This is a genomic window from Desulfosporomusa polytropa (assembly GCF_055380075.1).
The window spans coordinates 4,102,821-4,115,452 of sequence record NZ_AP042400.1 but is presented as its reverse complement, the minus strand read 5'-3'; the positions used below and the strand labels follow the sequence as shown (position 1 = coordinate 4,115,452).

Sequence of the window (12,632 nt, the reverse complement as noted above, 5' to 3'; positions counted from 1 at the left end):
GTGTTCTTCGTTGAAACAAAGTATTAGAGCTAAACAGCTCAGAGCAGTTAGTATGGTTTGCTGCTTACTCCTCCTTTTGTTAGCAGCGGCAGGTTGTGGTAAACAAGCGAAACAGGAAACCTTGCTAGTGGCAGGATCAAGTACTATGCTTCCCTATATGGCTAAGCTGGAAACCGGCTTTACCAAAATGCATCCCAAAATATTGATTGAAAGCGAGGGAGGCGGCTCCACGGCAGGACTGATTGCCGTCAAACGAACCGCCATTGACCTAGCAACTATGTCCAGAGAAGTAAAGCGGGATGAAGATGACCAATACACCAGAGATTATTTGGTTGGTAAAGATGCGGTTGCCATCATTGCGCATCCGGCTAATCAAGTCACAGGCCTTAACGAAAAGCAACTGCATGACATATTTATCGGAAAAATTACCAATTGGCAGCAAGTCGGCGGCATAGATGCAGCGATCGCCATAGTTGGCCGGAAAACCGGGTCAACGACCCGTAAGGCCATGGATGAAATGGTAATGCAGGGACTGGACTTTCCCAAATTAGCTGTTGCAACAGAATCGGCAGAAGCTGTAATAAAAACAGTAGCTGCCAATCCCCATGCTATCGGCTATGTGGCCTTAAAAGATTTGTCAACAGGTGTGCAAGCACTCCAGATCAACAACATACCTATCAGCAAGGAAACCATATTGTCTGGTAGATATCCACTAAGCCGTTCCTTTTATTTGGTGATCTATGACAAACCAAAAAGCGCTGTACAAAAATTTGTGGACTATGTGATGAGTAATGAAGGTCAAACCATTCTCGAAAACGAGGGTTTAATTAGGGTATATTAATTGCCGTCAGTCTGTTGACAGGCGTTTATTGGGGGATAGAAAATATGTCGAGTACCTTTGAAGCGGAACAACTGCTGCGGAAATACCTGAATAAATTACAAAAAAATAAAATCATCATGAATTCCCTGGCTGCGCTGGTTGTACTTCTTTTGTTAGGCGCATTTGGTAAATTTGTTTATGATATGATACCCCGGCAATATACCTTGACAATTACCGGTGGCGATATCTTATCACAGCGCCATATGATTGCCAAAGTGTTAGAAGAAGAAGCAGCCAAAGAAGGAATCACCCTGGTAATTAAACCGGTGTCAGGCTCGGTAAAAGCGTTAGAGCAAGTAAATGACGGTACGCTGGATCTGGCCTTTATCCAGGGCGGACTCAACCTGCGGCTGGAAAATGTGGAGCATGCGGCTACTGTGTCGTCAGAGGCGCTGCATCTATTGGCTAAACCGGAAATCAAAGATATCAGGGATCTGCGGGGCAAGGTGGTCAATGTGGGGTCGAAAACCGGCGGAACCCGGGTAGTAGCTCACCAGGTAATGAAATTTGTCGGTCTTACCGAAAATCTTGACTATGCCGAAACCAACGATTCGACTGAAGATGTGCTGGCTATGCATCCGGCCAAACTGCCTGATGCCTTGTTTATCGTATCTATGCCGCCTTCCTATGTGGCGGAAACTCTGGTCAAGAAACAAGGCTATCATCTGCTGGAAATACCTTTTCCGGAAGCATTAGCCTTGCGGGAAGGCTGGGTAAGCGGGGAGAAAATCCTGGCCTACACCTATAATAGTAATCCGCCCGAACCGGCTAAAGACCTTAAGTCAGTCGGTGTGAATATGCACTTGGTGGCCAACAAAAAGGTAGAGACAAAAGCGGTCTCGAAACTTTTGGAAATACTCTACAGTCCCAAAGTACAAAGCAAGCTGCGGATGAAACTTGACGAAAAGAATATTACCATTCCGTCCGGTTTCCCCATTTCGGCGGCAACCGAAACCTTCTTAAAACGCAATGAATCAGTCTTCTCCGCCAAAACCGTAGAAAATATCCAAAAAGGCTTTGGCGCTGTTATGACGCTGCTTACCCTGGGGCTTATGATGCTAAAATGGTTTAAAGGCGGCGGCCTTGATGACAATGCCTACTTTAAAGGCTATGTCAAACAAATTGCAGACATTGAGGCTGAAGTAAATCAGCTGCGGCAAAGCGGTCAGTTCAATGTAGAACAATTGCGGGACTTGCAGAATAAAATTACCACATTACGAATTGAAGCTATGAACAGATATACTACAGCCAAATTAACCGATCCCACCATTATGGACAAAGTTTTGAGCAGCAGTAACGGCACCTTGCAGCACATAGCCGTTCTGCAGCAAAGGGGTTCGCAAAAATAGCGCAATAAAGGGAGCCTTCGCCGGATAACCCTGGCGGAAGGCTCCTTTTTGGTCAGAAGCGAACAAGCTGTTTGCAAGTCGTGTTACATCGGTCAAGGAGGTTTATCCATGTTTACCCAAAGAAAACAGAGACTATTTGCAGTCTTAGTTGTGCTGCCGTTGTTGTTAATGTCAATAACCGGCTGTTCCCTTTTTGACAACGATTCAGAGATAGATTCAGGCAAAGCCCAATATACAGTTATGATTTATATGAATGGCTCTGACTTAGAAAGTGATGAAGAAGAAGGCGGGGCTGCCACCGATAATTTACAGGAACTTGTGGACAGAGGCTCCAACGCGAAGGTCAAAGTCGTTGTTGAAACCGGCGGAACCAAAGAATGGTTTGCCGAAGAAATCAGCAGTGACAATCAACGCTGGCTGATAAAAAAAGATGAAATCGAACTGGTAAAAGATGATTTGGGCAAAAAAAATATGGGCTCACCAGCAACCCTTGAGGATTTTATTACCTGGTCGGTAGAAAATTATCCTGCCGAAAAATATGTGCTGATTTTTTGGAATCATGGTGGTGGTGCGGTCTACGGGTTTGGTAATGACGAGAACTATCCGGACGAACCGTCAATGACACTCGATAAAATCCGGGTAGCGTTAGCTGCTGCATATCAAAAAACCAATACACGGTTCGAAGTAATTGGGTTTGACGCATGCCTGATGGCCAACCTGGAAACCGCTGATACCGTAAGACCTTATGGCAACTACCTGGTTGCATCCGAGGAAGTCGAACCGTCACATGGTTGGGATTATGCAAACATGCTGAAAAGCCTCAAAAAAAATCCGAACATGCAGGGTGCGGAATTAGGCAAAGCAATTGCCGAAGGCTATAAGGCCAAAGCCGAGGAGTGGGAAACCCTCTCCGAAATTACCATGTCGGTCATTCAACTGGACAAAGTGCCTGCCGTGATTGAAGCCGTCAATGTTTTTGCCCAACAAAGCACAACCGAAGTGTACAACCCGACACAGATTATGAATATGGCCAAATCCCGGGCGCGATCAGAAGACTATGGCGACCAGGGAGATGGTGTGGCCTCAGACATGGTGGACTTGTATGACCTGGCGAAGACTGCCCACCCGGCTGCCTCCCAGCAAATTATGGAGAGTATTAAGGCGGCTGTTGTGTATAATGTGACCGGCGATATGAAACCAGATGCCCAGGGCATTTCCATCTACTTTCCCTGCCGGGATAAAGAGAGCTTTACCGGCAACCTGAAAAAATACCAGCAGCTTGGCTTCTCGCCCGAATATGTCCAATTTGTTACGCAATATGCCGCCAATCTGGCAAACACCCAGGTAGTAGAGCTGGCTCCCAAAATGCCGCAGCAAATAAGCAATAAGGCAGAGGACAGCATAAACTTCCAGTTAACCCTTGATCCGGCAGAACTGCCTTATGTTGATACCGTCTATTCGGTACTGGGGCAGCCGGTGGCCGGCTCTGCCAACCAAGTCGTGATATTAGGCCGGGATTGTGATGTCGACGTCTATGAAAATGGTCTGATGGAAAGCGAATTTGTCGGCGGATGGGTAACACTGGGCGGCAGTTTTGTCTGCATGAACCTGACCGAAATCACTGATGAATATGACGCCTATTCCATCCCGGTCAAACTTAACGGCAAAAACATGTATATTATGGTGCTGTACACCGAGGAAAAACCGGACGGCAAAATTATCGGCGCCTGGCGGGGGATCGACCGAAACACCGGCATGGCTGACCGCAGAATCCGGAAAATAAAACCTGGCGATAAAATCATTCCGCGGTACCAGGTGCTCAACCTAGATACCAAACAAGAAACCGAAATCGAAGGCACTGAATTTACCGTTGGCCAAAAACTGCGGCTGGGTGTCAGTGAGCTGCCGCCTGGCAACTATTTGTACGGGTATGCCATTAACGATATCTTTCAGCATGAGCAGTATTCCGGGTTTTCCAAGATAACGGTAGGCAGATAAATAGAACTACTGAGGGAAGCAGCCACATAACACCGGCTTTTAACAGAGGATTATTCCAAAGTATAGTCGGCAAACTATCCCAAAGTATAGTGCCGGCTATACTTAAATTTTTTTGTGACTATCCCAAAGGTAGGTATTCAAACTACATAATTTTGCTATCATGAGGTTTAATGACAAGATTTAGCAAACTGCTTCGAAAAAGACAAAAGCAAGTAAATAGATAGTCAAGGAGGACATTTTAATGCAAAGAACCTGGCGCCGTGCCTGGCTGCGCGGCAAACCTGATTTTATGAGCTGCCAATCACAGCCTTCGGCACGGCAAACGAAAAAATCCACGGTGTATACCCTTAGCTCCCGTCTGGCGAAAAAACTTCTGCCCGCAGCAGCAGCCGCCGGTATCTTCCTTAGCACCATGACAGGTGTGCAGGCCAATCCTGCCGGCGGTACGGTTACTGCCGGCGCAGGCACAATTAACGGTCAAGGCACCGCCAATGTCACCATTAACCAGAATAGCGATAAACTGGCCATCAACTGGAACAGCTTTAATATTGCCAATGGCGAGAAAGTACAGTTCCTCCAGCCAGGCACTTCCTCTATCGCCCTTAACCGGGTGCTGGGTAATAACGCCTCAAGTATTTACGGGCAGCTGTCGGCTAACGGCAAAGTCTTTCTCATCAACCCCAACGGCGTACTATTCGCCAAAGGTGCCCAAGTCAATGTCGGCGGTTTGGTGGCTTCGACGTTAAACCTCAGTGACAACGACTTTATGAATGGTAACTATACCTTTAGCGGCGACAGTCAGAAAAGCGTCATCAACCAAGGAACAATCACCGCAACAAACAGCGGCTATGTCGCCCTCCTTGGCGCTGACGTTGCCAACGAAGGCGTTATTGTCGCCAAACAAGGCACAGCCGCACTGGGTGCAGGCAGCAAAATCACGCTGGACTTTATCGGCGATGAATTGTTAACTCTGTCTGTCGACCAAAGCGCCGTCAACGCCCTGGCCAAAAACAGCGGCCTCATCCAGGCTGACGGCGGTTTGGTGGTCATGAACGCCAAAGCGGCTGACTCTTTAACAGGCTCGGTAGTCAACAACACCGGCACCATTGAGGCCAAAAGCGTAACGAATAAAAACGGCACCATTATCTTAGCAGGCGATACGGTTATCAATAGCGGCAGCCTGAATGCCAGCGGCAAAAATACAGGCGAAACCGGCGGCACGGTCAAGGTGCTGGGCGATGCCGTACAGGTAGCTTCCGGGTCTTCAATTGATGTCGCCGGCGACAAGGGCGGCGGCACAGCCCTCGTCGGCGGTGCGTACCAGGGCGGCAATAGCGAATATGCGGCGACTAAGACTACGGTCGAACAAGGGACAAGCATCAAGGCTGACGCCCTGACCAGCGGCAGCGGCGGGCAGGTCGTCGTCTGGGCGAACGACACGACAAACTTTGCCGGCAGCATTTCGGCTAAAGGCGGCAAAACTAGCGGCGACGGCGGCAGTGTCGAAACCTCAGGCAAGAAAACCCTGACAGTTGCTGATACGGCCAGCGTCAACACTACGGCATCACAGGGCAAGACAGGCAATTGGCTGTTGGACCCGGCAGATATTACGATAGGCGTAGGCGGAGATATCGATGTTGGCACCTTGGAAGTTGCTTTACAAGGTTCCAATGTGACCATTACGACTGGCAGTACTACCGGGACAATGACTGAAGGTTCTACAAGTACTACTGTTAAAAACGATATAAGCGGTAATGGTGATATCACGGTAAACAATGATCTTTGGTGGGATAGTACCAATAGCCTCACCCTTTCGGCATACCGTGATATTAATATCAACGGTTCTATAACGAATACCAGTACAAATGGAGCTGCTGTCACACTCAGGGCAGACAACACAGGTACAGGCACAGGCACGGTCAGCTTGAATAGCAGCATTATGACCAATGGTCAGGTTAACATTTACTATAATCCAACCAGTAAGGTCAGCGCAACAATTGGCGGCAAAGCGGTCGATGTCAACAGCTATGAAGGTGCCATAATTTATACTGGGCTTGTACTAAACCAGAATTTGGGAGATGGTAAGCTAACTGCCTATATGCCGATTAATAATGTGAATGACCTGCAGTATATCGGGACAAATGGTACTACGTTAGGCGGTGTTTATGCGTTGGGCGCCGACATCGACGCCGGCGCCACGGCTACTTGGAACAGCGGTGCCGGTTTTGCTCCGATTGGCAATTATAATTCAAAGTTTCGCGGCAGCTTCGACGGTGGCGGGCATACCATTTCCGGCCTGACTATCAACCTGTCCGGTACGAACTATGTCGGACTGTTCGGCTATACTTCCACTAGTAATCCGATTGCCAACATATCTCTTGTGAACGCCAGCATCAAGGGGGCCGATTGGGTCGGTAGCTTAGCGGGATATAATTCTAGCCAGATTACCAACTGCTACGCCACTGGTAGCGTCAAAGGCACTAAATATGTCGGCGGCCTGGTGGGTCAAAACAGCAGCAGCATCAGCAATTCTTACGCCACAGGCAGCGTTGGAGGCCAGATGTATGCCGGCGGCCTGGCGGGCATCAGCAATGGGAGCATCAACAACTCTTACGCCACAGGCAGCGTTGGAGGCCAGATGTATGTCGGCGGCCTGGCGGGCATCAGCAATGGGAGCATCAACAACTCCTATGCCACAGGCAATGTTAATTCTGGGAATTATGCCGGCGGGCTGGTGGGATGGAATAGTGGCAACATTACAAACAGCTACTGGGATACGGAGACGAGCGGGCAGCCGACAAGCGCCGGCGGCACCGGAAAGACAACGGCGGAACTGATGGCTGGTTTGCCAACAGGTTTTGACAATAGCACCTGGGGCATAATCGGCGGCAAATCCTATCCCTATCTCAACTGGCGCTATCAGTCGACCCCGCAGGTCGTCTCCGGTACTTTAAAAGCTGCGACCTCCGCCGCCGGTAAGACCATACAGGTGGCGGCAAACGGCAGTCTTATCGGCAAAACTTCGACAGGCGCCAACGGTTTTTACTATCTGCTGCTTGACAACAATACCATTGCTGATAACACGTCACTTTTGACTTATGTGGATGATGGCAGTGTCAAGGCCAATGCCGTAACGCGCATGAGCGGCACAAATGCCAGCAGCACCGGCCTTGCTCTTGCCAGCAATGCAGTCAATGTCTACGGCGGCAGCAGTACCGCTGCTTTGGACGTAAATAACCTGATGACTACTGCCAAAGGCAGCCTGACAGATGCGGATATTCTCTATACCGCCACAAGCACAAGCGTCACGGTACCAGGCGATCTGAACGTAACAACCGCCGGTGACCTGACGCTGGGCGCGGTTACCGCCCCGGGCAGCTTTACCCTGAAGGCTGGCGGCACTATCACCGCCAACGGCGCGGTCAATGTCGGAACCTTTGACCTCAAGGGCGGAACCTGGCAGCAGGTGGACGCAACGCTGCCGGCTTTTTCCGCCACCGATTTCCGCATCTCCGGCGGCACCTTTATCCGGGCGTTGAGGGGCGACGGTACCAACACTAACAGCACGTCTCCTTATCAGATCAGCGACGTATACGGTCTACAGGGTATCGGCAGCAGCGGTATGCTGGGAAAGAGCTACAACTTGGTCAATGACATCGACGCCAGCGGCACCAAAACCTGGAACGGCGGCGCAGGTTTTGTCCCTATTGGCAACAGTGATGCTGGCCGCGATGCCTTTACAGGCAATTTCGACGGCGGCGGTCACACCATCAGCGGCCTGACAATTAAATCTTCTACACCGTATGTCTACTCTGGTTTGTTCAGCTATGCTGGAAACGGCAGCCAGATCAGCAATATCGGTCTGGTGGGCGGCAGCGTAAACAGCACCAGTGTTGCCGGCGGGCTGGTGGCGCTTAACTTTGGCACAATCACGAACAGCTATGCCACCGGCAGCGTGATCTGCACAGGAAAAAGTGTCGGCGGGCTGGTGGGGTATAACTTAGGCGGCACAATTGAAAACAGCCATGCCACCGGCAGTGTAAAAGGCAGCGACGAAGTCGGCGGGCTGGTGGGCGATAACTCTGGCACAATCACGAACAGCTATGCCACCGGCAGCGTGATCGGCACAGGAAAATATGTCGGCGGGCTGGTGGGGAGTAACTTAGGCGGCACAATTGAAAATAGCCATGCCACCGGCAGTGTAAAAGGCAGCGACGAAGTCGGCGGGCTGGTGGGCGATAACTCTGGCACAATCACGAACAGCTATGCCACCGGCAGCGTAACAGGCACAGGAAACGATGTCGGCGGGCTGGTGGGGTGGAGGGGGAACAACACCACTATCACCAACAGCTACTGGAATGCCGATACCACAGGGCAGACCAAGGGGGTCGGCAATGCAACTGTTAATGAAATTCCAGGACAATATATCGCCCAGCATTCCTCGCCAAGCGACTCTGAGCCCACGCCCGCGCCTGAGCCCACGCCCACGCCTGAACCCACACCCACGCCTGAGCCCACGCCTGAACCCACACCTACACCTGAACCTACCCCCACACCCACACCTACACCTACACCTACACCCAATCCTACTCCCATCCCTCAGATTGTTACCCAGCCGGAATACACCGCCGCTGTAGCAAGCGCCCGGCAAGCAGCAGACACTTCGCCATCGCCGTCTGCCGCAAATAGTGCTTCCACTGCAACTGCGCCACAGGCGGCAGGCAGCCAGCCAAGCAGCCAGCCAAGCAGCGTACAGTTCCGGCCAGATAGTACCAGCCCGGCCCGCATCATCACCACCAGCGGCCAGACGGTGACCATTACGCAGGACAGCCTGGTGCAATTGCAGCTTGATGTCGTGCAAAAAGACATAACGGTCTATCAGACTGCAGGCGGCCATGTTTCTCCCGCAGGCATTTACCATATGGACAGCAGCCAAGGCGCGCTTTCGTTGAACGAATCGGCCGATAGCGCGGTACCGGCTTTGGCTCAAGTGCCAACACCGCAGCCGGCAGTTCCCAGCCAGGCAGTGGCCTCCTTCCAGTTCATCGACGCTCAGGGAAAGACAGCGACCTTTACCATCAGTTATACCGGCGGCCAATTACATATCCAAGCCGAAAATGAAGTGGCAGCCGCTATGGTAAACCAGAACCAGCAAAAACTGATCATTGCCGCCGGTATCGTGGCAGCGCAAGACAAGCTGGGCGTAGATGCTGAGGACTTACAGACGGTGTACCTGGAACAGTAAGCTGATCTGTCATTGCAAGGAGCGGCAATGAGGCGGCGATCTCCGGTACTAAGCTTTGCGTCTTTGAAATTACCATGCTGCCGCTTGCAATGACAATCTCAGCAGCTAACACGTAACAAACAAGGAGAGTATTTTCTATGAATAGTGAAATTTTCGCCGATGGCATTAGTGCTATCCATATTACCGGCAATCTTGTTCGCATCGACCTCATGACAGTGCAGCCTCACCTAAAAAGCGACAACGGCCAGCCTGTGGTTGATGTTAGCCAACGAATTATCATGCCGCTGGAGGGTTTTGTCCAGTCACTGACAGTGCAGGAAAATATTATTAACCAGCTGATCGATGCCGGAGTAATGAAAAAGAATCCAGATCCGGGAGAAAAAACGCCAGACAAAGAAATCTAGCATACATTCGCTAACAACCCCCAAAATTCGCAAAAAAGGGTGATACCATGCGTAAAAGCATCTCCGATAATACCAAAAAACTGTGTCCCCTCGTCACGGCTGTATGCCTCCTATTGACGAGCCCTGTCAATGCTGCCCCGCCGGAGCAAAATGACAACAGCACAACCCTGAGTGGCATTAAGGAGCATACGCTGCCGCCACAGGAACAAGTCAAACCCCAAATCGAAATTAAGCAGGAACAACCGGCGACTCCGGCACAAACCGAGGGAACCAAAATTCATGTGGAAAAAATCAACATTACCGGCCAAAATCTGTACGCCCAAGATGTACTGCTGCCGCTGGTTAAAGACGCCTACGGCAAGGATTTGACGCTTGGCGAACTGGAAGTCTACGCCCGGCATATGACCCAGTATTTCCATGACCAGGGCTATCTTGTTGCCAGAGTCGTTATTCCGGCACAGACCATTGAAAATGGCACCGTGGAAATGGCGGTGCTTGTCGGCCAATACGGCGAAATTCAGGTGCAAAACCAATCCACCCTGAGGCAAACGGCTGTTGATCGGATTCTAAACCCGCTTAAAAGCGGCGAGCCAATAAGAAAAGACACCCTGGAACGGGTGCTGCTGCTGTTATCCGATACTGACGGTATTAAGAGCAAGGCGACGCTGACAGCCGGGAACGCGCCAGGCACGTCCAATCTTGTTGTGAATATCACTGATACCGCCAAAACCAGCGGACAGGCCTATATCGACAACCAGGGCAACCGCTATACCGGCAAAAACCGTTTTGGTTTCAACTATAACCTGCACAATATCAGCGGCCAGGGTGACTCGGTTGCCCTTGGCATCATCCTCGGTAAAGATATGGACGACTACAGCTTTACTTATCAGCTGCCTACCGGCGGACAGGGAGCCAAGCTGGGGGTTAGCTACTCTCGCCAACACTATTCGTTAGGCGAAGAATTTGCCAGCCTTGATGCCAGTGGTATTGCCAAGACCACCAGTATCTACGAAAGCTTTACCTTTGTCCGTTCCCGCAATTATAATCTCACAGGACATATCGGCTTTGATTATAAAGAGTTGGAAGATAGCATTGACTACTTTAGCAGCAACAGTCGCAAAACGGCCAATATCTGGAATTTTGGTCTACAAGGCGACAGTCGTGACAATGTTGGCGGCGGCGGCTACAATACGTTTGGCCTTACCTTCGCGCTGGGGCGTCTCAGTATGGATTCGGCTGATGCCGTTACCAATGACAGCAGCGCGCATACCGCCGGGCACTATAACAAAACCAACCTTAATCTCTACCGGATACAAAGCATCAACAATCGATTAAACCTGCATCTGTCCTTTGCAGGACAACTTGCCAGCGAAAATCTGGACTCTTCGGAAAAAATCTCCCTGGGCGGGCCAAGTGGCATCAGAGCCTATCCGGTCAATGAAGCCAGCGGCGATGAAGGCTATGTGGCAACAGGCGAGCTGCGCTGGAACCTGCCGACGCCCAGTGTGCAGCTGACGACTTTTGTTGATTGTGGGCATGTTAAGTTGAATAAAAACACCTGGACAAGTGATGACAACGAACGAACCCTATCTGGTGCCGGTCTGGGCTTTATTTTCAGCCGTCCCGGCGACTATGCTCTGCGGCTTGACTATGCCTGGAAAATAAGCTCCAGCGCCGCTACTTCCGATACTGACCGTTCCGGTCATTTTTGGCTGCAGGGTGTGAAATACTTCTAACAGGCAAAAGCCATTGTTTAGATACAAAGTTTCAAGGAGAGGGATTGTTAATGGAAACGATGATAAAGGTTTTAGGTAAAGCATTCATGGGACTGCTTGTTATTTCGGTCGTAATGGTCGCTTTTCTGCCTCAGGCAGAATCCTTCGAACTTACGATTACGAATAACTATGACCAGGAAAGTTTATTTTCCATTCTCTATCATGAAGATAGTACAAACAAATGGTTATGCAAGGGCTGGTATAGTGTGCCGGCTGCTACGACGAAAGATTTTAATTTTAATAGTTCAAGTCCTTTTTATGCTTATATTTATAGTTCAGTATGTGACGGCGAAGGAGAGGAAGACGCAATTCTACGTATGGTTGTTAATGACAAATTCCAGTATTATGATGGAGAAAACTGTCCGATGGGCATGAATCGCCGTCAGGTCACTTTTTCTAAGTTTACGATGAATGAAAGTGGTGCGCATATAATTCTGGGCGATAAAGCGGCATCGCAAGCGCCTATACAAACGGAACCTCAAAGGCAAATGGGGGGTATTACCAAGGATGAGTTATATGGCATTGAATTATTGAATAATGATAGGGCTAAGTACGGCCTGGTGCCACTTATTCCTGACGAAAAACTGACCGAAGTAGCGCGCGGTCACGCGACCGATATGGTGGCAAATAATTATTTTGATCATACCAATCTACAAGGAGAGTCGCCGTATGACCGCATGGCAGCAAAGGGTATTAAATATCAGTCAGCCGGTGAAAATATCGCGTATAATTATTCGCTGGATAATATGGAAGAGGAATGGATGAACAGCCCGGGGCATCGTGCTAATATTCTTAATGCCGGTTATACTCATGTTGGCTTAGGACTATATCCGGGGGAAGATGGTTCCATCTACGGGGTTCAGCTATTTGCCAGTTATTAAAAACTTACTTGCGGGCATGTTACGTTCAACAAAAACCCCTGGTCAACCGATGCCAACGGACGCACCCTGTCAGGCGCCGGTCTGGGCGTCATCTTCAGCC

Annotated in this window: 7 protein-coding genes and 1 pseudogene; all 8 read left to right on the top strand. The window is 50.1% G+C overall.

The annotated features are described in order from the left end of the window. Nucleotides 1-10 precede the first annotated feature (10 nt). The 8 genes and pseudogenes from ACZ449_RS20915 (at nt 11) to ACZ449_RS20880 (ending at nt 12,532) form a co-directional block, all read left to right on the top strand. Nucleotides 11-841 carry a phosphate ABC transporter substrate-binding protein gene (locus ACZ449_RS20915; RefSeq protein ID WP_464257987.1) on the top strand — a complete coding sequence of 277 codons (831 nt, stop codon included), beginning with the start codon at nt 11-13 and terminating at the stop codon, nt 839-841. A 44-nt stretch (nt 842-885) separates the two neighbouring features. Beyond that, on the top strand, nt 886-2,229 hold the full coding sequence (locus ACZ449_RS20910) for a TAXI family TRAP transporter solute-binding subunit (RefSeq protein WP_464257986.1): 1,344 nt from the start codon (nt 886-888) through the stop codon (nt 2,227-2,229). Nucleotides 2,230-2,337: 108 nt separating this feature from the next. Then, entirely contained in the window at nt 2,338-4,227 is a 1,890-nt protein-coding gene (locus tag ACZ449_RS20905; protein WP_464257985.1) for a clostripain-related cysteine peptidase, read from the top strand. A gap of 241 nt (nt 4,228-4,468) precedes the next feature. Then, nucleotides 4,469-5,353: pseudogene (locus ACZ449_RS20900) on the top strand (two-partner secretion domain-containing protein); the annotation flags it as partial. A 102-nt stretch (nt 5,354-5,455) separates the two neighbouring features. Then, on the top strand, nt 5,456-9,472 hold the full coding sequence (locus ACZ449_RS20895; protein WP_464261909.1) for a beta strand repeat-containing protein: 4,017 nt from the start codon (nt 5,456-5,458) through the stop codon (nt 9,470-9,472). 137 nt (nt 9,473-9,609) lie between these two features. After that, the gene (locus ACZ449_RS20890; protein ID WP_464257984.1) at nt 9,610-9,876 is read left to right on the top strand and encodes a hypothetical protein; all 267 of its coding nucleotides are present in this window, start codon (nt 9,610-9,612) and stop codon (nt 9,874-9,876) included. Between the two features lie 47 nt (nt 9,877-9,923). Continuing rightward, complete coding sequence (locus ACZ449_RS20885; protein WP_464257983.1) at nt 9,924-11,612, top strand: ShlB/FhaC/HecB family hemolysin secretion/activation protein; 1,689 nt, start codon at nt 9,924-9,926, stop codon at nt 11,610-11,612. A 50-nt stretch (nt 11,613-11,662) separates the two neighbouring features. Next, nucleotides 11,663-12,532, top strand: a complete 870-nt coding sequence (locus tag ACZ449_RS20880) for a CAP domain-containing protein (RefSeq protein ID WP_464257982.1) — start codon at nt 11,663-11,665, stop codon at nt 12,530-12,532. Nucleotides 12,533-12,632: the final 100 nt, after the last annotated feature.